Genomic DNA, 23,542 nt, shown 5'->3' on the forward strand with positions numbered 1-23,542 from the left:
AGAAACATAATTATTAGAAATTTGGGGATTTTAAGGAATAGCCTTAAAGTTCTTAAATATAAAAAAATTAACATTTTATGTAATTAATAGGTTGGAGGAAAAACCAAAGAAAGGATGAGCCGCCTACCCTTCTTTCAACCATATAATTTGAGGCGGTATGGGTATTAATTATGATTGAGAAATTTCCAGAGGGATTTTTATGGGGAGGAGCAGTAGCAGCGAATCAGTGTGAAGGTGCTTATAATATTGATGGTAAAGGCTTAAGCATACAGGATATTGCACCAAAAGGAATTGCAGGTCCGATTACTGATGAGCCGACAGAAGATAATCTAAAGTTAGTGGGGATTGATTTTTATCATCGCTATAAGGAGGATGTAAAACTATTTGCCAAGATGGGGTTTAAGGTATTTCGAACCTCTATTGCATGGTCAAGAATATTCCCAAATGGGGATGATGCTCAGCCAAATGAAGCAGGACTTAAGTTTTATGATGACCTGTTTGACGAGTGTCTTAAATACAACATTGAGCCTTTAGTGACCATATCCCATTATGAAACACCACTAAATCTAGCTAGAAAGTATGATGGCTGGACGAATCGTAAACTAATCGGCTTTTATGAAAACTATGTCAGAACAATCTTTACCAGATATAAGAATAAAGTAAAATACTGGCTGACCTTTAATGAGATCAATTCCATCGTGCATGCGCCGTTTTTAAGCGGGGGAATTCTGACACCAAAGGAAAAATTGTCTAAGCAGGATTTATACCAGGCCATCCATCATGAGCTGGTAGCAAGTGCATTAGCTACTAAAATCGGTCATGAAATTATGCCTCAGGCGAAAATTGGCTGTATGGTGATTGCGGTACCGGTATATCCTATGACGCCGAATCCAGATGATGTTCTAAAAGCATTTGAAACGGATCGCAGCAACCTATTATTTACGGATATCCATGTAAAAGGAAAATACCCCTCCTATGCAAAACGTTTGTTTCAGGAAAATGGTATTACAATTCATATGGAACCGGAAGATGAGGAAATTCTTAAAAATACCGTGGATTTTATCTCTTTTAGTTATTATATGAGCGTTTGTGAAACGTCTGATACATCTAAAAAGGCAGGAGAGGGTAATCTTATGGGTGGAGTTCCAAATCCCTATCTAAAAGCAAGCGAATGGGGCTGGCAGATTGATCCAAAAGGTATCCGGTATATACTAAATACCCTATATGACCGATATGAAAAGCCCTTATTTATTGTTGAAAACGGACTTGGTGCCAATGATCAGTTAATAACAGGGGAAGACGGAGAAAAAACCGTTAAGGATGACTATAGAATTAGGTACCTGAATGACCATTTGGTGCAGGTAGGTGAAGCAATTAAGGATGGAGTAGAAGTTATGGGTTATACCACCTGGGGATGTATTGATGTGGTCAGTGCTTCTACAGCACAGCTTAGTAAACGCTACGGTTTTATCTATGTAGATAGAAATGATGACGGTAGCGGTAGTTTAGATAGATATGAGAAGAAATCCTTTCATTGGTACAAAGAGGTTATAGCCACAAATGGTACTGCTTTAAAGGAAGAATAAAGAGGAGGTTAATATTATGGCTAGTAAATATGATGGTTTGGCAAAAATTATAATTCAAAATGTGGGTGGTAAATCCAATGTTATCAGTCTTACGCATTGTATCACAAGATTACGGTTTAAATTAAAAGATGAGAGTAAGGCAAATACAGAAGTACTTAAGAATACTGACGGCATTGTAACCGTTCTGCAAAGCGGTGGTCAGTATCAGGTAGTTATTGGTAATCATGTACCGGATGTGTATGCCGTGGTAAGTGAGATGGGTGGCTTTTCCGGCAGCGGTGAAACTACAGAGGATGGACCAAAGAAAAAAATGGGGATTGGAGCGACTTTAATAGATATTATATCTGGTGTGTTTGCTCCCACTTTAGGTGTATTAGCAGCAACGGGTATGATAAAAGGTGTGCTGGCATTATTGACTTATTTTAGTATCATTAGTGATCAGGGTGGAACGTATCAGCTTTTATACTCGGTAGCCGATGGTTTTTTTCATTACCTGCCTATTCTGCTGGGCTTTACAGCAGCTAAGAAATTCGGCGTTAACCAATTTGTTGGTATGGCACTGGGAACCGCATTATTATATGTAAATGATATTACGGCAATTGCAAGTTTTACGCTGATAAACACTCTGTTTACAGGTACAGCCTTTGAAATGAATGTGTACACAACCTTTTTGGGAATCCCGGTAACTATGCCTGCCAGCGGCTATGCTTCTTCTGTTATACCTATTATTCTGGCAGTATATGTAGCTAGTAAAGTGGAGGGCTTCTGGAAGAAAGTTATTCCTGATGTTGTTAAAAATTTCGTTGTACCTATGTTAACACTTATTATTTGTACACCATTAACCTTTATTGTAATAGGGCCTGTTGCTTCCGTATTAACTTCTTTAGTTGGAATCGTAATATCATCAGCCTATAATTTAAGTCCGCTGTTAATGGGTGTTATAGTAGGTGGTTTCTGGCAGGTACTGGTTATATTCGGTTTGCATTGGGGATTGATACCTATTACGTTAGCTAACCTTGGCAGTATAGGATACGATTATGCATTAGCAGCTATGTTTGCGGCATCTTTTGCCCAGACAGCGGTTGTTATAGCCATAATGATTCGAACCAAAGACTCTAAATTAAGAGCCCTTTCAATTCCAGCTGCTATCTCCGGTGTTTTTGGAGTTACAGAGCCGGCCATTTATGGTATTACTTTACCCAGAAAAAAACCCTTTGTTATTTCCTGTATTGCAGCGGCAATCGGTGGGGGTATTATCGGAGTCACAGGTGTAAAATTGTATATGATAGGTGGTTTGGGTGTATTCGGAATTCCTACTTTTATCAATAATGCAACAAAAGATATTAGCAGTATGGTCTGGGCTTTAATTGCCTGTGGTGTATCAATGGCTATCGCTTTTATAGTTACGATGATAACCTATAATGAAAAAGAAGATGCAATCAGTCCTAAGGCAGCAGATACTACTAACACATCCACAGGCAATGGTATAGTTCTCAGCCCGTTAAAGGGAGAAGTAAAAGATTTAAAGGAAATCAAAGATGAAGCATTTGCAAGTGGCGTATTAGGTCTGGGTGTAGCTGTTCAGCCAGTGGAAGGCAAGATTATTGCTCCTGCTGACGGTGAAATCACTTCCTTCTTCCCAACCGGACATGCAATCGGTATAAAGACGGAATTTGGTGCAGAAATACTAATCCATGTTGGGATGGATACGGTAAAGCTGGATGGAAAGTATTTTACAAAAAAAGTTGAACAGGGTGATAAAGTTGTAAAGGGCCAGATTCTTCTGGAATTTGACTTAGATGCAATTCAGAAAGAAGGTTATTCTGTACTTACTCCGGTTATTATAACCAATGCTGCGGATTATCTGGATGTTATCTATGAAACAGGTAAAAGTGTTGAATATGGCGATAATCTTATTACCTTGTTGTAGATTTTTAGAAAGCTAGGTTGAAGTTAGTGTTTATCGATTCTAAATGGCAAGAAAACAAGACTTTAAGTATATGAGACAGAAATACTTGGTTTTTATTTCATAAATGGCTGCTGCCAAATGTAATAGTTATTAATTACATTTGGCAGCAGCCATTTATTATGAAGTGTTTTTACCCTTTGGACTTATAATAAATATTCTCCATCACTTTCTTTGATTATATCATAACTATCCGTTAATACTCTTTTATAAAAATAAATATTATAAACCAAAATTGATAACTAAGTATTATACAGTGTCCGTAACAAACCACAACAAGGAGGAATACATGCTGCAATTAAAAGATATAAAGAAAAGTTATACGACAGGGGACTTTACCCAGATAGCCCTTAATGGTGTAAACCTTAATTTTAGAAAACATGAATTTGTAGCAATTTTAGGGCCGAGTGGTTCCGGTAAAACTACCTGCTTAAATGTTGTCGGCGGGCTTGACAAATACGACAGTGGTGATTTAATCATCAACAGCAAATCAACTAAGAATTTCAAAGACGGGGAATGGGATGCGTACCGTAATAATAGTGTTGGTTTTATTTTTCAAAGTTATAATCTGATACCCCATTTAAGTATAGTAGATAACGTCGAAATGGGTATGACCCTAAGTGGTGTTTCGATGGAAGAAAAGCACCGGAAAGCATTAGAAGCTTTAGATAAGGTAGGGCTTAAGGAACATGTGCACAAGAAACCGAATCAGCTTTCCGGAGGACAGATGCAGAGAGTGGCAATTGCGCGTGCATTAGCAAATAATCCGGATATAATACTGGCAGATGAACCTACAGGGGCTCTCGATTCTGTTACCAGCGGACAGATTATGGACTTAATAAAGAAAATTGCAGATGATAAACTGGTTATAATGGTTACACATAACCCGGAACTTGCAGAGAAATATGCGGACAGAATTGTTAAATTTAAAGACGGCAATGTAGTCGATGACAGCTATCCTTACCGGACAGTAGAAGAGGAATCAGAGTATCAATTAAAAAGAACGAGTATGAGCTTTTTTACCGCTCTTAAGCTATCCGGAAAAAACATATCTACCAAAAAGGGAAGAACAGCCTTAACCGCTTTTGCAGCAAGTATCGGTATTATCGGAATTGCTTTAATCTTAAGTCTTTCTACCGGTTTTCAGATACAGATAGACAAGTTTCAAAAAGATGCGCTTGCGGAATTTCCGATTATTATTTCACCAACGTCCCAGAACATGGATATGGAGACCTTGGAAAAGATGCGAGGAGAAATGAAAGAAGCAAAAGAACAGGAGTATACCAATGCCAGGGAAGTTTATCTGTATGATCCGGAAGAAAGTACCGTCACTCATACCAATAACATAACAAAAGAATATCTGGACTATATAGAAAAAATTGATTCGTCTATTTGTACAAGTATTGGTTATACCAGAGTTGTCGGTATGAACCTATTAAGTAAGATAGAGGATGAAATTATTCCAGTATCCATTGCTCCTGCAACCAGGGATGGAAGTAACGGAGGCGGAATGCAGGGACTGACCAGTATGAGCGGGACCTTATTATCCTCCTATCCGGAGGTACTAGATGAAAGCCAGGAATCATATCTTGAAAAAAATTATGATTTGTTGTCCGGCAATTATCCAAAAGAGGATACGGATTTGGTGTTAGTGGTAAACAGCAGTAATCAGGTGGATTATACAGTGTTTGAAAACCTCGGAATTAAAACCCATGTATTAGAGAAGATGAAGTTTGAAGATATTGTTGGTATGGAGTTAAAACTGGTTACAAACAATGATTATTATCAGGAAACAGAACTTGGTAATTTCATGCCTCAGACGGACTATGAGGAAATGTATAAATCAGATGACAATCTTACCTTAAAAATTGCCGGTATCATTCGGTTAAAAGAGGATGTTACCATTGGTATTCTTGGAACCGGCATTGCTTATAGTGATAATTTGGTGCAGCGGATTATAGAGATTGAAGAAGAGTCAGATATTGTTTTGGCACAAAAAGAAGCTGATTATAATGTAATGACTATGGAAAAGCTGGAGGAAAGTATGAAGAAAAATCTACTGTCCTATCTTGGCGGAGATACCATACCATATATGATATTTTTATATCCCTATGATTTTGAGACAAAAGATGAGGTACTTGCTTATCTGGATGCCTACAATAACGGTAAGTCGGATGAAGATACGATAGTATATCAGGATCTTGCAAGTACTATGACCTCCATGACCGGAAGCATTATGAATGGTATAACAATTGTATTGATAGCCTTTGCTTCTATCTCTTTGGTTGTATCCTTAATCATGGTAGGGATTATTACTTACATTTCTGTCTTAGAGAGAACAAAGGAAATCGGTGTTCTTCGTGCCCTTGGTGCCAGGAAAAAAGACATTACACGGGTCTTTAATGCAGAGACTTTTCTGATTGGTGCTTTTTCTGGTTTATTAGGAATCGGTATCGCCTATCTACTAACGATTCCAACGAATATAATACTTAATAATATGACAGGATTATCAGGGGTAGCCAAATTAAATCCTATGCATGCCTTAGTATTGGTAGCAATCAGTGTAGTATTAACCTTAATCGGCGGTATGATACCGGCTAAGATGGCAGCTAAAAAAGATCCGGTAGAAGCATTAAGATCTGAATAATTAAGTAATGATGAAGATATTAAATAAGCCGTTTATCTAATGGGTATAAGATAAACGACTTATTCGTTTTTATGCTATTGGATTGTGCTGCTTAACGGTATGCCCTAGGCCTTAGCTTTGGAGTAATTCTCTGCAACTTCCTTCCAATCAACTACATCAAAGAAAGCTTTGATATAATCTGCACGTAGGTTTTTATATTTCAGATAATACGCGTGTTCCCAAACGTCAATACCAAGAATCGGAGTCCATTCACCGCGGCTTTCAATAATTGGGTTATCTTGGTTAGGAGAGGAGGAAACTTTTAATTCCCCCTTTTTATTTGAAGATAACCAAGCCCAGCCGGAACCAAAACGGGTAGCAGCTGCGGCAGATAGTTTTTCTTTCAGAGCATTAAAGTCTCCAAAGTCTTTCTGAATTTGAGCAGCCAATTCACCTTCCGGTTCTTTGCCTCCCTGGGGTGAAAGCGTTGAAAAGTATAAATTATGGTTATAGAAGCCTCCGCCATTATTTGTAAGTGCCGCTTTTAGAGATTCATCGGAAACTTTGGGAAGACTTACAAAAATTTCTTCTACCGATTTACCTGAAAGTTCCGGTAATTTTTCAACCGCCCCATTAAAGTTTGCAGTATAGGCTGCATGGTGCTTGGAATAATGTGTCACCATAGTAACTTCATCTATATGGGGTTCAAGATCTTTAAAATCATATCTTAATTCTATTTGTTTAAACATAATAGTCACTCCTTTTGTAAATTCTTTTTTATTTGTGTTTTTATTATAGTATATTTATCTGAAAAAATAAAGAGAAATATTAAAATTAATTGATAATATTTATTAAAAAGAACTATTGATTAAATATTGATGAAATATTATCATTAATTCTGTATTATTATTAAAACAATCCTATAATAAAAGCTTCTTTTAGTATAGTAGAAGTAATTTTAGTATTAGCAGAAATGCAAAAACATATGGTGGGAATGCAAGGAATAATTTTGTAAAAAACATGAAATCATTATGAGGACTTGAAATTATTATGATATAATTGCGGTGACAAAAAAAATCAAATATGGTATAGTAAACCTATATAATTTTTATGCAAAAAAATAATAAATAATTGTGGCAAACAGGGAGGATATTAAGAAAATATGGAAATTGAACACATAATTCAGGTACCGGGAAAGCATACGGAAGGAGTAAGGTTAAAAGGTTTTGTGATAGCTAACAGCCCTATGATTGAAGCTGAGCGGAAACATCCGGCTGTATTAATCTGTCCGGGAGGCGGCTATCATCACCTAAGTGACAGAGAAGCAGAACCGGTTGCTTATAAGTTCACAGCAGAAGGAGTCCATGCTTTTATCTTATACTATACGATAGCGCCTCAAGGCGAATATCCTCAGTCTTTGTGTGAAGTTTTAGCAGCACTTGCATATATCAGGGAACATGCAGAGGAATATCATATTGATGTGAATAATATTGCAGTCTGTGGTTTTTCTGCGGGGGGACATCTGGCAGGATGCGCAGGTGCTTTTTGGAATAGCAGCGAGATTTTATCTTTAATAGGAAAAACGTCTGAAGAAGTAAAACCAAATAAAGTTATTTTATCCTATCCGGTTATCAGTAGTGGCGAAAAGGCGCACAAGGATTCCTTTATTAACCTGTTAGGTGACCATAAAGACAATCAGGAGCTAAGAGATAGAGTATCATTAGAAAAGCAAGTAACAAAATACTTTCCTCCGGTACTTATCTGGCATACCCAGGAAGACGGAGCAGTTCCGGTTGAGAATTCGTTGTACCTTGTGAATGCCTTAATTGCAGCAGGGGTACGGACAGAATTTCACCTCTATCCGACCGGCAGACATGGCTTATCCCTTGGAAATTATCTGAGTGACAGAGATATTCCTTACGGAGTAAACCATCCTACCGGAGAATGGATTGAAAAAGCAATACAATTTATGTATACAGAACTATAATCATATTTTCTTTAGCGTAAGTATTACAGCCGCTTATTAGATTTTGTAAAAGAGCTATTGAATAAGATGGAACCAGTCTTTATTTTGGTGATTGTAACTACTGCTTTAATCATTGCGTTTTACAATTGTCTAATTATGTTTTTGAAAATACGGAGAAAGGTCCCATACAGCACCAAGGTATGGGACATCTTTTTCAATGCGCTCTTTGCGGCCATTCATATAATTTTGTTCCCAGGGGCCGGGATTGTCCATATCACAGCTTCTAAAGATAACCACATATAGCTCTAATTCCCGGAGTTTTAGAAAGTCTGGAAGGAGAGCAATCCACTGGTCGGACAATTGGTTTTCTTTCCGGTAACCGGCTAAGAAATGATGCAGAAAATGATTGGCAAAGGCAATTTTATTTTCAGCAGAATCCGGTCTTAATAAGCAGTAAAACAATGCAATTGCAATATCGCTGATAAAATATTGATAGGCGCTGTCATCAAAATCAAAAATAGTAATTTTTCCTTCATGGATAAAAAAATTACCGGTATGTATATCTGTGTGCATAAGCCCGAAGCTATCACGGTCTTTTGGAAGATTCTTTAGTTTGGAAGCTAAAGAATTCAGCTTTTCTCCCACTATTTGGTGTTCTTTAGGGAGGTAGGCTTCCGGTTTTATAAATATGGGGTCTTCATACCAGACAGGACGAGTGGTAGTAAGATTATTTGGTTTATAATCCTTGGAAAGACGATGCATTTTGCCAATAGAACGCCCCCATTCCTTGAACAATTCATCCGTTGCATCAGAAGGCTGCATATGCTTTCCGGGAGCTTTAGTAAAGGCTGTTGCCAAAAAATAATTGTTTTCATCAATTGAAATCTTTTCTACCAACTCATGATTGAAAGAGTATACTGGCTTGCTAACAGCTGCGCTGTGTGAGGACAGGTATTCAATAAAATCTAATTCCGACTGTACCATGGCTTTCTCTCTATGAGAACTATGCGTTAAGCGAAGAATATACTCTTTGCCTTCAAACGTATAGCCATATACGAAATTTTCAAAACCACCTATTTTGGTTAAACTATCTCTATCCATAGAATATCGGACGGCTGCTTGCATTAATATGTCTTCATTAAAAAGTTCGTGTATATATTTTTCCATAAAAACTCCTATCTGCACCCACGAGTGCCCATAAATTTGATTTGTAAGGGGTGTCTGGCTATAAGTACTATAATTTTACTGAGGTTGTGTTAGGAATAGTATAACTTACGATTTAGAACTTGTCGAATACATTTTTAGATAGTACCGAGAATAAAAAGCAGGGGCAATCACCAAAAACAGACTCCGATTAACGAATTATTTCTAACAAAGGAGGAATTATACATGATAAAAAAATCGAAGGGCCGTAAGTTTCTGGTAGTCATAAGTCTTCTACTGCTGTTAAGTTTCATTGCATTCGCACTTTGGGCAATGCTTCCCCATAGAACAATGGAAGCTGCAAAAGAAGCATTGAAATCAGACGAGACGGTAGCAGTTCAAAACGGTACTTATATACATTTAAAACCTTTAGTAAATCGGAAGAAAATCGGTATCATTATGTATCCCGGTGCTAGGGTAGACGCAGAGGCCTATGCTGTGCTGGGAAAAAAGTTAGCCAGAGAAGGCATGGATGTATTTATCTTAAAAATGCCCCTTCGTATTGCCTTTTTTGGAGTAAATGCCGCAGACAGAATTTTAAATGAACACAAGGATGAACTATCAACTTGGTATATTGGCGGACATTCTCTGGGGGGAGTAGTAGCTGCAAATTACGCCGTAGACCATCAAGAGACGATTGACGGAGTGATATTTCTTGCTTCCTATCCGGTGAAAGGAAAAGATTTTAAAAATGCAGACTTACGTTATCTACAGATATTTGCCAGTAAAGACGGATTTGTAACAAAGGAAGACAGAGAAAATGGTGCAGCCTTGCTGCCTGCGGAGCGAATCGTTTATACCATTGAAGGAGGTAACCACGAACAGTTCGGATATTATGGTCATCAAAAAGGAGATGGAATACCCGACATAACAAGAGAAGAACAGCATGAAGTTATAAAAGAACAAATCAGTGCTTTTGTATTAAATTAAAGGCAGCAGACTCTTAAAAAACTACCAAGAAAAGGCTCTTTTGTAGCAAGAAGTAAAGGAAAAGTATCAACCTTACGCCTGTTACAAAGAGCCTGATTTTGTTATAATAGTATAGTATAATAAATTTAGAGCGGCATTATAGTTTTACCGAATTCCTGGTTGATAATCTGTCCGAATGCATTGTAAAGAGCAGACAGACCGCAGAAAATTCCAACATATCCTGCAAGGGTATGGATTCCCTCAGAACCTGTGAAGTTTGCAGCAGAAAGCAGGAAGAATAAAATGGTAAGTGAACCGAATACAACCTGGCTTGCACGGTTATGCTTTAGGGTTCCTATAAACATAAATGCGGTGAAAATTCCCCAAAGCCCTAAGTAAAAGCCCATGCTTGAAGTATCAGCGGTGCTGATTCCGGAAAAGGGATTTATCCAGATTAAAATCAGGGACCACCAGAAAAATCCATAGGCAGTAAAGGCAGTTGCTCCAAAGGTATTGTTTTTCTTAAATTCCATAATACCTGCAATTATCTGAGCAGCTCCGCCCAGTGCAAAACCCATTGCAACGATGACTATGGACAAAGGAATAAAGCCTGCGTTGTGTAAATTTAATAAGCAGGTAGTCATTCCAAAGCCCAGGAGTCCTAGGGGAGCCGGATTAGCTATGGAAGCTTGGTTTGATTGTGTTGACATTGTTTTATAAACGTCCTTTCATACATTCTAGTCGTGTTAATTACACTCGGAGCATATCGTATCATTTTTTTCACAAAAATTCAACAAAAATTTTATATTTTACAGGTATTTCTTGTCGAATCATGTTTTTAGGAAGTAGAATTATTAAAAAGAAGCTTTGCTGATAAAAATAATTGACTTGGGTGTTAAAGCCCATTCTCAAAAAACATATACTTTGTTATTATAGAATCTAAGTAGAGAATTAAATAAATATAACATGTATGAATATGAATCGCTTATGTAGTCTTTAGGAATACTATAGTTAGAAGATTAAAAAGGAGGCTTTGATATGGCACACAATCAAATGAAAAGTACTAAAAACAATAAAAAAGAAGATGGTAAATTTCACTCAAAACACATTAAACACAATCCACAGGCAGAAAGCGCCCGTGCTGTATTTGGATTGCAAGATAACAATGGAAAAAATAAGACGGATGAGGAAGAAAGCAGGTAAGATATAACAAAGAATTGTAAAAGCAAAGCAGGAGAGCCATAAATATCAGGTTCTTCTGCTTTTTAAATATGGTTTATTAGGAGCTATAACTATACTTTCCTGTCTAAGACGAATCTTGTGGAATTATCTATCATGTAGTATAATATTAAAATAAATTTCAAATGAATGCAATAGATAAAATCTAGTTTCAATAGAACAGGTTAGATAACTGGAAAAAGAGCTTCTTAAGTGTTTTAGCAGTACTATATAACGATACATATACATTTCCGTTTAAAAGTTGGGAGGTTAATCTATGGGTGATAAGATAGTTAAAGTTTGTAAAAAATGCTCCGGTTTTGATGTGGAGGATTTAAAAGACATCTTAAAATCAAAGCAGTTTTCTACGGGTTGTATCCATAAATGTAAAAAGAAGTGCCCGGAACTAGAAGGTAAGGTTTATGGTTATATAAAGGGTGACTTTACAGTATGTGAAAAAAAGAAGGACTTTTTTGAAAAGATAAAAAGTCTGTTATAAAAGCCCTTCTTCTTTGCATTAAGCAGATTTGGTTACTTGAAACAGGGAGTAAAAATAACTTTGCTGTTCTAAAAGCTGGTCAAAACCACCTGTTTCAACAACTCTGCCATTGTTTAATACGATTATCTTATCATAAAGCCTTAAACTTGCTTCATCCATTCGATGAGAGATTACGATACGAGTTACATTCTCAAAATTGGAAATTTCTTGTTCTATCACTTGAGCCGTCTTCTGGTCTAGGGCAGAGGTAGCCTCATCCATAATAAGAATAGGAGTTTTACGCAGTAGGCTTCTTGCAATTGAGATACGCTGTTTTTCACCTCCGGATAAGTAATTTCCGTTCTCACCGCATTTGTATTCTGTTCCTTTTTTCTGTATCAACATGCTTAAACCTGATTTTTCCATGGCAGTTATAATGGCATTTTGTTCAAAGCTCCTGAACATGGTAACATTATCCTGAATTGTACTGTCAAAAATAAAAACATTCTGCAAAATCACAGAAAACAAGTCGTACAGTGAGTCGTTAGCAAGCTTTCCAAGATCCATATCATCAATGGTTATTTGCCCTTCATAGTTATTGTGGTAGCCTAGCAACAGGTTAACAAGGGTAGATTTTCCGCTGCCGCTGGCACCGACAATAACATAACTTTTACCTTTTTCAAAGGTAAGATTAATATTCTTAAGGATGGGTTGTTCTTTTTCATAAGCGAAGGAAACATTGTGAAAGGTAATCTCTCTTAAAAAGGATGACTTATTTAATGTGTCCCTTTCTTTTATACGGTTACTAGTGGCAGCTTCTATTTTATCAATTAGTGCACTGGCAGCTTTTTTTTCGGTTAATAATGGACCCACGCTGCCAACAGGCTCAAGTACATAATTCAATAATTGGATAAAAGCAATAACGGTACCGGCGGTAATGATATTGTGAATGGCAAGATAAGCTCCTGCCACAAAAGTTGTAAACTGTACTAGAAATGAGGAAGCAGTGGAAAGTAGTGTAATAAAATCACCGGTCATACGTTTCTTGTTCTTGGCATGTTCCACTTTGCTATTCCCGTCATTATAAAGCTTTAGTATTTCAGCCTCGGCGCGAAAGCTTTTTACAACGGAAAAACCGGTTAATAAATCTTTCACCATAGACACAAAGCTCTCATTTCGCTCGGAGGCAAGGAACACTTTATGTTCTAAGGATTTTCCAAATACCATGGATATCAGAATGGGAAGCAGGCTGATGCCTAATACACAAAGTGTTAAAAACCAGTTTAAATAGGCCATTGCTATAATACCGCAGATAAAACTTAACACTTGTATCGTTATCTGAATCGTAGCTGTCAGATAGTTTGCTTCAATTGTAGAGATATCATTTGTAAAAATAGAAATATACGTGCCAGTCACTTCATTATCAAAGGAATTTATACTCTTCTTTAATAAATTTGAGAAAGCATAGTTCTTAAATTGCAGCATGGCTTGCTTTATAAAATGATTGTAATATTTACGCTTTAAAAGTTGTATAATCACCAAAATAACAAGATAGATTAAGCTGTATACAGTCATTTGTTTTAATTCTGTCATAGAGCCGCCGGAAGCAACATCTATCAGTAGCTTTAGTATAAAAGCAATTGATAGATTCAATGCAGTCGATAGGACGCAGATTAATATAGTAAAAAAATAATTTAGTTTGTTTTTATAATAAAATTGTTTTCTATAAGTGCTCATAGTCTGATTCATCCAATTAGGATAGTCCTTTCTGTTAATAATGGCAAGAACAACACTTATTACATCCTAAAGTCAATGAACAGGGAATCAAAGGTAAAGGCTACTATAAAGTCGCTATGAAAAATATATTTGATTAATAAAGTACGTTCTGATCCAGAGATGTATACATGGACCTCATTATCCACCATTGAACATTCTGTTATTTCAAGTAGAGTACCATTTAATTGCTTCATATCTTTCTCAAAAGCGGTAAGAAAACCGAATGAAAGGTATTTTCTTACATGGCTTGCAAAATACTCGATGAACCCTTTATAGTCTTTATTAAGTAGTTTTCTTGTGGCTTTCCTTGCCAGCTCAGTTTGATAATTTGTAATTTTTTCTTCGTTCTCTAGCTCGAAGATATCCCGGTTTTCCATAAGTAATGTTACGGCCCGTTCCAAATTTCGCAGCTGCTTTTCTTTCGCAAGCATTTCTGCTTTAATCACTGCTATTTTAGATTGAATGGAAACAGAGACGTCCTGTTCGCTGAGAAAAAGTTCCTTGATATCCTTAATAGAAAGATTTAAGGAGCGCATAATTAAGATTTTTCGAAGCTTTTCAATCTCGCATACCGTATATTTCCTGGGCTGGGTTTTTTTGTCACGAAAGCTCTTTATCAATCCTTCCTTTTCATAATACCGGAGTGTTCTTGAGGTGATGTCAAAGTTTTTACAAACCTCAGATATACTTAAAAAGGTCTCCATTATGTTCTCCATTTCTATAATAGGTCGGTTTTATGGGTAGATTTTTCATAGGTAGGCTGTGCCTGATTCACTGCCTGTTTTTTAAGTGTTGTTTTTTCATGTTGCAAGCTTGCTGGATGAATTCATCTAGGGATATTATAACTCTTGACCTAAGGTCAACGTCAATACCGTATTTCATGAATAGCAGAAAAAGGAGTTGAAAACAAAAAAAGAACCCAGAATAGGATTCAATTGTGTATTTCTTTTAAAATAACTGTCTTTCCCAGACGTAGTATGCTATAATCGATATATTCGTATGGATAAATATGTGATTTCTTCGGAAAGTATATGTTTATGGGAGATATTGAATAAAAAAGTAAAAAAATAAACTACATTATAATAAGAAGTCTGCCAGAAAGAGTCTCCCTGTCTCTATTGGTGAATTAGTACGTCCGAATACTAATTAGAGTCAGGGGATACTCGACGGCTTAGGTGAATTTTATTTTTACAAGTTTATTATAGTATAATATAAATGTAATTACCAATATACATTATAAATCCCACCCATAAACAAAAGTTAATTGCTATAGTAATTTATAAAGGATGAAAGCTATGGATCTGCATTATCTTAAAATATTTCATACAGTAGCGAAGTGCTTAAGTTTTAAAAAAGCTTCAGAGAAACTTCATATCAGCCAGCCGGCATTGTCAATCCAGGTTAAAAAACTGGAGGGTCAAACCGGCTTAAAGCTGTTCAATAAAATAGGAAACAAGATATTCTTAAGTGAAAGCGGTGAGATGCTCTATAGCTATACCAGAAAAATATTTGCTATAGTTGAGGATATGGAGAATCATATTAATACCATAAAGGAAGTGATTGGAGGAACTATTAATCTGGGTGCCAGCAATACCCCAGGAACCTATATACTTCCGTATGTAATCGGTGAAATGAAGAAAAAGTATCCTGCAGTAACCGTAACGTTGCATGTTGGTGACACCTCTGAAATAACCAATCTAATTGAAAATGGAACTTTGGATGTAGCAGTTAATGGAGGTAACGGAACTTACAATACAAGTATTTATGTAAAAAAGCTCTTTGACGATAGGTTGGTGGTGGTGGCTTCTCCCAAGCATACCCTAAGTGAAAAGGAGCTTGTAGAGCCTGAGAATCTTGCAGAACTAAGTTTTATTGTTCACAATACTACTTCTCAGCTTTATACTTACTATAAAAGCTTTATTGGAGAGTATCATATCCCAGAAAATATCGGTATGCATTTTGGCAGTATTGATGCTATAAAACATGCCATATATGCTAACCTTGGGGTTGCCATTATGCCGTATTATGCGGTTAAACTTGAAGTTAAGATGGGATTGTTAAAGGTTCTGAACATTAATTGTGACAAATTAACGTATCCCTATAGCATGATTTATAATAAGAACAAGTACCTGTCCCTTACGACGAAGACATTTATTGAAGTATTAACCCAGTGTGCAGAGGGTTCTGAAATTGAATGTTAACCTATGGAGCAGGTGATGTATGAAAAATGAACCAAAGACGATAAAAAAACCAGAAGAAGTGAAAGGAACCACTATGAAAATAATGATAGCCTCAGATATACATGGCTCAGCTTTTTATTGTAATAAAATGCTTGAAGCTTATAAACGGGAAAAGGCAGATAAACTGCTTTTATTAGGTGACATCTTGTACCACGGCCCTAGAAATGATTTGCCAAGGGAATACGAGCCTAAAAGGGTTATTGAGATGTTAAATCAGATAAAGGATGAAATTCTCTGTGTGAGAGGTAATTGTGATACCGAGGTTGACCAGATGGTACTAGAATTTCCGGTACTTGCAGAATACTGTATCCTCTATTGGAACAGTCGCATGGTGTTTGCGACGCATGGACATAAATTCAATCCGTCTAACTTGCCTATGTTAAAAAAGGGAGATATTTTGTTAAATGGTCACACCCATATACCTGCTTTTAATAAACAAGGTGAAATATACTATGTGAATCCGGGTTCTGTATCCATACCCAAGGAAGGCAGCGCCCACAGCTATATTATATTAGAGGATAAATTCACCTTTAAAAGCTTAGAGGGTGAGGTGTACCAGCAGGAAGAGATACCTGAGTAACAATCGTTTCAATATAATATAGAACCGCTAAGTGGTTGGTTATTCCCGCTTAGTGGTTTTTTCAAATTCTTATCCATTCCAGCCATTTAAAGCTATTTAAAATGTAGGATTCATCCGATATGGTATACAACAAAAGTATGTAAGGGTGATACATATGATAATTGATATAGATATAAAAATAGCAGATAATAATGGGAAGGTAATTCACCGATTTGCCAAGCAGTTCGATGAAAGAGTCGGCGGTGAGCAGAATTATAACGTAAGAAATGGAATTAAGAAAGAATTTCAGGATTTTCTTAATGAATATTTGTCTGCCAGCGGTCGTACCATTAGAGAAAGGCTTATTAGTACTCAGATTATGTATTTGCCAGGGAAGCTGCCTTATGAAACGTTTGTACGGGAAGAAGGCTTGGAAAATGGTTTGGAGTATAAAATTAGCATAGGTAACAGGAGTGTGTTTATGGGAAATATTCCTATAGAGAGAGTAAAGCGTATCGAGAGAATTCAAGAAGCAATTCAATCTGAGAAGCAAAGAAAAGAAGCGTCAGTACCGGAGAACATTCGGCAGAGTATTGCAGAGCTTAAGGGGGCGGTTTCTGGTTTTGAGATGAAACAAAAAGAAACTGATTCACAAGAACGCCAAAAGAAGAATATTCAAAGTGCAGTGACGAAATATGAAGCTACCTTCTGCGTAGAAGAGACGAAAAAGAATAACTATGATTTAGAGGATGGAAAGGAAATTCCGGAAGTTAAGTAGAATGGTACAAGCACACAGATGGGAATGAAAAATCAATAATTGAATATATATACATAAAAACAAAAAATCATACAAAACAAAAATAAATGGGTTTTTGATATATTAAGCAGGAAGAAAGTCTTAGACAGAGAGACACTTCCTGCTTTTTAATGTGGTTTGTATCTGTAAAAGTGCTGTAATGTCTGATAGACACCATAAAAAGGAAGTGTTTTCCTAAAATGGTTATCCATACACAAGGCTGGGGATTAAAAAATATTATGTTTTAAAATGTTTGGTTGTAATTGCAATCATGTAATATATATGATATTATGTTTAATAAATTTACATTGAGTTTAAAAATATCGAAGTAAAATAGTTTAAACAGTTTGTTTTAATTAACATTAAGATTCCACACTTAGAAAACTTGACAGATTTGAATGTGACGTCGGAGTTTTGCTTTGTGGTTTAAATTACATTTACAGCGGAGGATGAGATGAAAAAAGTAGTAAAATTTGGAGGCAGCTCTTTAGCCAGTGCAGAGCAATTTAAAAAAGTCGGGGCTATCATCCATGCAGATAAGGACAGAAGATATGTTGTACCTTCTGCACCCGGAAAAAGATTCTCTCAAGATACGAAAGTAACAGATATGTTGTATCAATGTTATGAGTTGGCAGTTAAAGAAAAGCTTTTTACAGAAGCTTTGGCAGCAATTAAAGCCCGTTATGATGAAATTATACAGGGACTTAATCTGGATTTATCTTTAGAGGCAGAATTTAAAATAATTGAAGAGGAATTTCGTGCAAAGGCTGGTTCTGATTATGCAGCTTCCAGAGGAGAATACCTAAATGGTATCATCATGGCAAATTATCTGGGGTATGAGTTTATAGATGCAAAGGATGTTATATTCTTTGATGAGCATGGTATATTTGAAGCGGATTTAACGGATAAGGTTCTATCTGCTACTTTAGAAAGTATAGAGAGAGCTGTTATACCAGGCTTTTATGGTTCCATGGCAGACGGCACAATCAAAACATTTTCAAGAGGTGGTTCCGATATCACAGGTTCTATTGTGGCAAAAGCCGTAAAGGCAGGTCTATATGAGAACTGGACAGATGTATCAGGTTTTCTGGTAGCAGATCCTAGAATTATATCAAATCCTGAGGTTATCTCCACTATAACCTATAAGGAACTTAGAGAACTGTCTTACATGGGTGCAACCGTATTGCATGAAGACGCTATCTTTCCTGTAAGAAAAGAAGGGATACCTATTAATATCCGTAACACAGGTGCACCGGAAGATCCGGGTACCATGATTGTAAAGCATACTGCCTCAAAACCTGAATATACCATAACTGGTATTGCCGGTAAAAAAGGCTTTGTAGCAATAAATATAGAAAAAGATATGATGAATTCAGAAATTGGTTTTGGGAGAAAGGTACTTGAAGTATTTGAGGAGAATGGAATTTCCTTTGAGCATGTTCCATCGGGTATCGATACCTTGACAGTTTTTGTGCACCAGGATGAATTTATAGAAAAGGAACAAAGAGTTCTGGCAGGTATTGACCATGCTACCAGTCCTGATTCCATTGACTTGGCAGGTGATTTGGCGTTGATAGCAGTAGTCGGCCGTGGTATGCGGGAGACCAGAGGGACAGCAGGCAGGATTTTCTCTGCCTTAGCCCATGCCAATGTTAATGTTAAAATGATTGACCAGGGTTCGAGTGAACTGAACATCATTATAGGAGTAAGTAACAATGATTTTGAAGCTGCTATAAAGGCAGTATATGATATTTTCGTATTATCCAAGTTATAAAAAAGCAACCCTAATGACTAAAATCGTTTGTCATTAGGGTTGTTCTGCGTAATATGAATAGCATTATATAACCTTAATTTAAGGAAAAGTATATTAACGTGAAAGTGCGTAAAAAGAGCAATTTTTATTAAGACACAGTTTATGGAATCTGCTATAATAAGAGAAATTATTAATCCTAACATAATACAAGAAGCTGTAAAAGTAAGTGAAGGTGTAGTATTTTTGTACCTGCGGCTCAAGGTTTGCAGGTAGGGAAAGGAATGGTTAATTTATGGGTAATAGGAAAGAAACGGTGGCAAAAATAATTGATTATATAGAAGAACATTTACAAGACAATTTAGATCTAGATGAAATTGCAAAGCAGGCGGGTTATTCCAAATATCATTTAGAGCGGATATTTGCTAAAGAAAATGGAAGTACCATATATCAGTATATAAAAAAACGGAGGCTTACTGAAGCAGCCAGACAGTTAGTATTTACAGATAAGCCAATTATAGAAATTGCCTTTGGTGCCAAGTATGAATCCCAACAGGCGTTTACCCATGCTTTTCGTACTTTGTATCAGGTTACACCTCAAATATACCGTGAGAATTGTGTGTTTCTTCCGGTACAACGAAGGGCTATTATGGAGAAGACCATTAAGCAGCATACACAAAAGCAACTGAAACAGCAATTAAAAGTTTATTTTAAGGAGGTTAAGGCAGCATGAGTTTAGTACCTTATGTCGTTGAGCAGACAGCCGCTGGTGAAAGAAGTTATGACATCTATTCCAGATTATTAAAAGACCGAATCATCTTTTTAAACGAGGAAGTAACCGATACCTCGGCAAGTGTTATTGTAGCGCAGCTTTTATTCCTGGAAGCACAGGATACAGGAAAAGATATTCATTTATACATCAACTCACCAGGCGGTTCAGTGCCTGCGGGATTGGCTATCTATGATACTATGAAATTTATTAAATGTGATGTATCAACTATTTGTATTGGTATGGCGGCCAGTATGGGTTCGTTTTTACTGGCAGGCGGAACAAAAGGAAAACGCTTTGCACTTCCCAATGCAGAAATTATGATTCATCAACCCTCGGGTGGTGGAAAAGGTACCGCCAGTGATATTAAAATAGTAGCAGAATATATTCTAAAGAACAAAATGAAATTAAACCAGATTCTTTCTGAAAATACTAAAAAACCTGTAGAAGTTATAGAAAAGGATACGGATCGGGATTATTTTATGAATGCAGAAGAAGCAAAAGCTTATGGCTTAATTGATGAAATCCTGGTTACAAGATAATTGGCCTGCCTGTTTTCAAGTAAAGGATATGTGAAATATTTATATAGAACAACCATTTTTCAATCATATTTAATAAAGAAGAAGCGCTGACTTTTCACAAGTATACCTTATAGGAGTACAGACTGGAAAGTACAGGGCTTCTTTTAGCATTTAATAACCAAGAGTTTCATTTACAATAATAACTTTAATCCGGTTTTTTATAAACTGTCCGTTTATTAAGACAAAATCATTGCAGATTCGCTGCTGATGGCGGCAGTCAATACAACGATTTAGGGCTGTACAGGGTGTCGCTTTGCCAAGACGTTTGGCGTCTAGTGGGGCAGCTATCTGCCTGGTTCTTTTGAGTGCCGCATCCACGTCTGTTGTTAGTTTATTTATGCCTACAACAACAATGACTTGATTCGGACCGTAAAGCATGGGTGCCACCCGGCTGCCGTTTCCGTCAATGTTAAAGAGTTTTCCATCTAGTGTTACAGCATTAGTACCGGTTATAAACGTATCGGCAGTAAAGTTATTAAGATAAATGCTCCGTTTTTCTTCACGGGTAAGGTTGGGAGCGTGTTTATCCAGAAAGTTATAGCTGCCCTGTCTTAGAAAATCAAACACACCTGTTTCTTCCAAGGTAATGGAATCTCCACACCCAATGGTTGAACCTTTTGGAATCAGTTTGGTAAGCAAGTCTAAAAGCATGGTTTGATTCTGTACAAAATATCCCCCCATATTATTTTTGGTAAGATTTTGCAGTGTCTCTTGTATTTTTTCATCCATTATTTTTATTCCTTATAATAAAGTACGTACTATAGTTAGAAGCCGGTAGTGGTCTAAACTGCTAGGACATTACATCGGTCTATTTATTAATCAGCTTATGTACATTATACATAACTTAAGACAGGGTTTCAAATAAATTCAGCGAAAGAATTACATATGATATGGTTTGTGATGAATGAACAAAATGAGTTAATAAGTCATGATATAACTTAGGAATAGCATATGACAATTGTAACTTGTTAATACAACCTGACTCCTGTATGATAAATACATAAGAGAAGCAATCATTATGTAGTCGATTATAAGTATATAGTTCACGTCATTGATTTGGGAAGTGATAGCAATATCAAAATGTGGAATTTTAGAAGAATGGAGAATGTTATGGAAAATTTATTTTTTGGAGTGGATTATTATCCGGAGCATTGGCCCAGAGAGAGATGGGAGACAGATGCGGCATTAATGGAGGAGATGGGGCTTTCTGTTGTAAGGCTTGCTGAATTTTCCTGGGCTAAGATGGAGCCTAACTTGGGAGAATTTCATTTTGAATGGTTACAAGAGGCAATTGAAATACTTGGAAAGCATGGGATTAAGACGGTACTTGGTACTCCCACTGCAGCACCGCCGGCCTGGATCATGGAGGAAACACCGGAAATCTATCCGGTAGACTCAAATGGTATCAGAAGAGGTTTTGGAGGCAGACACCATGACTGTCAGTCTAATAAAACCTACCGTAGTCATATAAAACGTTTTGTTACGGCTATGGCAACCACCTTTAAAGACAATCCCTATGTAATTGGCTGGCAGATTGATAATGAATTAGGAAACAGTCATCATGATTTATGTATGTGTGATTCTTGCAAGTCAGCCTTTCAGGACTGGCTGAAAGAAAAGTATGGTTCTATAGGAGTATTGAACAAAGAGTGGGGTACTTACTTTTGGAGCCAGGATTACGCTTCCTTTGAACAGATACCGGCACCTAGAAGAACGGTTACCGGAAGCAATCCTTCTGCTATGCTTGACTGGAAGCGTTTTTGCTCCGATTTAATTGTGGAGTTTCAGCAGTATCAGATTGATATTATTCGGGATATTTGTAAGAGTCATTTTATAACCCATAATTTCATGGGGTTCGCAGATAAAGTTAATTATTTTGACTTAGCAAAAAACCTTGACTTTATCAGTCATGACCAATATCCTGGAGGTTTTTTTACTACACCCCCACATGAAAAGAATGAAGTGCTGTCTGCTGCACTTGACTTAATGAGAGGCACTAAGAATCAAAGCTTCTGGATCATGGAGCAGCAGTCCGGTATAACAGGATGGGAGACAATGGGAAGGACTCCGGAGCCGGGTCAACTTGCCTTGTGGGCGCAGCATACGATTGCTCATGGAGCAGATACAATCGTGTTTTTCCGGTTTAGGACCTGTACGGTGGGTACGGAGCAGTACTGGCATGGAATTCTGCCCCATAGTGGTAAACCAGGTAGAAGATTTCGTGAGCTTAAAGATATGATTGCAAAGCTTAAACCCATTATGCCAGAGTTGAAAGGTACCATGCCAAAGGCAGAGACAGGGATTGTATATTCTTATGATCAGAATTATGCTTTTCAAATACAACCTCATCATCCCGAATTAAACTATGTAGAACAAGTGGTCAAATATTATAAGGGATTTTATGAGAGAAACATTCCGGTGGATTTTGTCAGTGATAAAGAGGAATTCCATAAATATAAGTTGCTGGTTGCACCTCTTCAATATCTTATGAATCCGGAGCTGGAAAAAAAATATGATGAATATGTGGCACAGGGAGGACATTTGGTACTGACCATGCGTACCGGAGTAAAGAATGATAATAATGTATGTATGAGTGAGATGGAGCTGCCGGGCAGACTTGGTACGATTGCCGGTATTGAGATTAATGATTATGATTGTCTGGTAGGCTGCAATACAGAAGTTCTCTGGATTAAATCTAATAAACTAGAACCAATGAAAGCGGAAAAATGGTGTGATATTATTGAGCTAAAGGGCGCAAGTGTTTTGGCGGAATATTCCAGTCAATTCTATAAGGGTTCACCAGCCATTACGGAATATAGTTATGGTAAAGGAAAGGTTTATTATGTGGGTCATGAACCTGACCATAGATTAATGCAGATATTTAATGAATACATTACCGGGAATGCAGGCATTAATTTGCTTCCCACAACTCCTGACGGTGTAGAGATAACTCTTCGTTCAGCTGAGGCTATAGATTATGTTTTTGTTATGAATCACAATAATTTTTCAGTTAAAGTAAACCTGCCAAAGGAATGGGAAGCTGTTTTTACAGGTCAGAACAGTGAATTAAAGCCATTTCAAGTGGATATTTATAAAGCAAAAATTACGGTGTGAAAGAC

Annotated in this window: 20 protein-coding genes; 14 read left to right on the forward strand and 6 right to left on the reverse strand. The window is 36.9% G+C overall.

The genetic code is table 11. The features are described from left to right. Positions 1-170: 170 nt before the first annotated feature. The 3 genes from acsn021_RS08135 to acsn021_RS08145 all read left to right on the forward strand — a co-directional run bounded on the left by acsn021_RS08135 (position 171) and on the right by acsn021_RS08145 (position 6,199). Entirely contained in the window at positions 171-1,586 is a 1,416-nt protein-coding gene (locus acsn021_RS08135) for a glycoside hydrolase family 1 protein (RefSeq protein WP_197978602.1), read from the forward strand. A 16-nt stretch (positions 1,587-1,602) separates the two neighbouring features. Next, on the forward strand, positions 1,603-3,516 hold the full coding sequence (locus tag acsn021_RS08140) for a beta-glucoside-specific PTS transporter subunit IIABC (protein ID WP_184094379.1): 1,914 nt from the start codon (positions 1,603-1,605) through the stop codon (positions 3,514-3,516). 325 nt (positions 3,517-3,841) lie between these two features. Next, positions 3,842-6,199, forward strand: a complete 2,358-nt coding sequence (locus acsn021_RS08145; RefSeq protein WP_184094381.1) for an ABC transporter ATP-binding protein/permease — start codon at positions 3,842-3,844, stop codon at positions 6,197-6,199. A gap of 104 nt (positions 6,200-6,303) precedes the next feature. On the opposite strand, the gene acsn021_RS08150 is transcribed toward acsn021_RS08145, so the two are convergent. Then, the gene (locus acsn021_RS08150) at positions 6,304-6,927 is read right to left on the reverse strand and encodes a superoxide dismutase (RefSeq protein ID WP_184094383.1); all 624 of its coding nucleotides are present in this window, start codon (positions 6,925-6,927) and stop codon (positions 6,304-6,306) included. Positions 6,928-7,340: 413 nt separating this feature from the next. Here acsn021_RS08150 and acsn021_RS08155 point away from each other — a divergent pair, with 413 nt between their 5' ends. Continuing rightward, positions 7,341-8,165 carry an alpha/beta hydrolase gene (locus tag acsn021_RS08155; RefSeq protein ID WP_184094385.1) on the forward strand — a complete coding sequence of 275 codons (825 nt, stop codon included), beginning with the start codon at positions 7,341-7,343 and terminating at the stop codon, positions 8,163-8,165. 129 nt (positions 8,166-8,294) lie between these two features. Here the strand turns inward: acsn021_RS08155 and acsn021_RS08160 are convergent, their stop codons facing one another. Beyond that, positions 8,295-9,311, reverse strand: coding sequence for a phosphotransferase enzyme family protein (locus tag acsn021_RS08160; protein WP_184094387.1), 1,017 nt, complete (start codon positions 9,309-9,311; stop codon positions 8,295-8,297). A 222-nt stretch (positions 9,312-9,533) separates the two neighbouring features. Here acsn021_RS08160 and acsn021_RS08165 point away from each other — a divergent pair, with 222 nt between their 5' ends. Continuing rightward, complete coding sequence (locus acsn021_RS08165) at positions 9,534-10,277, forward strand: alpha/beta hydrolase (protein ID WP_184094389.1); 744 nt, start codon at positions 9,534-9,536, stop codon at positions 10,275-10,277. Positions 10,278-10,402: 125 nt separating this feature from the next. Here the strand turns inward: acsn021_RS08165 and acsn021_RS08170 are convergent, their stop codons facing one another. Further along, positions 10,403-10,966, reverse strand: coding sequence for an acetate uptake transporter (locus acsn021_RS08170; RefSeq protein WP_184094391.1), 564 nt, complete (start codon positions 10,964-10,966; stop codon positions 10,403-10,405). Positions 10,967-11,294: 328 nt separating this feature from the next. On the opposite strand from acsn021_RS08170, the gene acsn021_RS08175 reads away from it, so the two are divergent. Next, positions 11,295-11,459 carry a CPC_1213 family protein gene (locus tag acsn021_RS08175; protein WP_184094394.1) on the forward strand — a complete coding sequence of 55 codons (165 nt, stop codon included), beginning with the start codon at positions 11,295-11,297 and terminating at the stop codon, positions 11,457-11,459. A gap of 292 nt (positions 11,460-11,751) precedes the next feature. Next, positions 11,752-11,973 carry a hypothetical protein gene (locus tag acsn021_RS08180; RefSeq protein ID WP_184094396.1) on the forward strand — a complete coding sequence of 74 codons (222 nt, stop codon included), beginning with the start codon at positions 11,752-11,754 and terminating at the stop codon, positions 11,971-11,973. Positions 11,974-11,991: 18 nt separating this feature from the next. On the opposite strand, the gene acsn021_RS08185 is transcribed toward acsn021_RS08180, so the two are convergent. Both acsn021_RS08185 and acsn021_RS08190 read right to left on the reverse strand, forming a co-directional pair. After that, positions 11,992-13,689: an ABC transporter ATP-binding protein gene (locus acsn021_RS08185; RefSeq protein ID WP_184094398.1), complete on the reverse strand. Its 1,698-nt coding sequence runs from the start codon at positions 13,687-13,689 to the stop codon at positions 11,992-11,994. A 59-nt stretch (positions 13,690-13,748) separates the two neighbouring features. Further along, positions 13,749-14,432, reverse strand: a complete 684-nt coding sequence (locus acsn021_RS08190; protein WP_184094400.1) for a helix-turn-helix domain-containing protein — start codon at positions 14,430-14,432, stop codon at positions 13,749-13,751. A gap of 591 nt (positions 14,433-15,023) precedes the next feature. Between acsn021_RS08190 and acsn021_RS08195 the strand changes: the two genes are divergently transcribed. The 6 genes from acsn021_RS08195 to clpP all read left to right on the forward strand — a co-directional run bounded on the left by acsn021_RS08195 (position 15,024) and on the right by clpP (position 20,384). After that, a complete protein-coding gene (locus tag acsn021_RS08195; protein ID WP_184094402.1) occupies positions 15,024-15,929 on the forward strand; it encodes a LysR family transcriptional regulator in 906 nt (301 codons plus the stop codon). A gap of 73 nt (positions 15,930-16,002) precedes the next feature. After that, on the forward strand, positions 16,003-16,548 hold the full coding sequence (yfcE, locus tag acsn021_RS08200) for a phosphodiesterase (RefSeq protein ID WP_184094469.1): 546 nt from the start codon (positions 16,003-16,005) through the stop codon (positions 16,546-16,548). Positions 16,549-16,702: 154 nt separating this feature from the next. Further along, entirely contained in the window at positions 16,703-17,305 is a 603-nt protein-coding gene (locus acsn021_RS08205) for a hypothetical protein (RefSeq protein ID WP_184094404.1), read from the forward strand. Positions 17,306-17,777: 472 nt separating this feature from the next. Next, the gene (locus acsn021_RS08210) at positions 17,778-19,097 is read left to right on the forward strand and encodes an aspartate kinase (RefSeq protein ID WP_184094406.1); all 1,320 of its coding nucleotides are present in this window, start codon (positions 17,778-17,780) and stop codon (positions 19,095-19,097) included. Positions 19,098-19,368: 271 nt separating this feature from the next. Then, positions 19,369-19,806: a helix-turn-helix transcriptional regulator gene (locus acsn021_RS08215; RefSeq protein ID WP_184094408.1), complete on the forward strand. Its 438-nt coding sequence runs from the start codon at positions 19,369-19,371 to the stop codon at positions 19,804-19,806. Continuing rightward, complete coding sequence (gene clpP, locus acsn021_RS08220; protein WP_184094410.1) at positions 19,803-20,384, forward strand: ATP-dependent Clp endopeptidase proteolytic subunit ClpP; 582 nt, start codon at positions 19,803-19,805, stop codon at positions 20,382-20,384. Before acsn021_RS08215 ends, clpP begins: the two co-directional genes overlap by 4 nt. Before the next feature lie 150 nt (positions 20,385-20,534). Here the strand turns inward: clpP and acsn021_RS08225 are convergent, their stop codons facing one another. Next, positions 20,535-21,152: a lactate utilization protein gene (locus acsn021_RS08225; protein ID WP_184094412.1), complete on the reverse strand. Its 618-nt coding sequence runs from the start codon at positions 21,150-21,152 to the stop codon at positions 20,535-20,537. A gap of 381 nt (positions 21,153-21,533) precedes the next feature. On the opposite strand from acsn021_RS08225, the gene acsn021_RS08230 reads away from it, so the two are divergent. After that, the gene (locus tag acsn021_RS08230) at positions 21,534-23,537 is read left to right on the forward strand and encodes a beta-galactosidase (RefSeq protein WP_184094414.1); all 2,004 of its coding nucleotides are present in this window, start codon (positions 21,534-21,536) and stop codon (positions 23,535-23,537) included. Positions 23,538-23,542: the final 5 nt, after the last annotated feature.

This window comes from Anaerocolumna cellulosilytica (assembly GCF_014218335.1).
Lineage (GTDB): Bacteria > Bacillota > Clostridia > Lachnospirales > Lachnospiraceae > Anaerocolumna > Anaerocolumna cellulosilytica.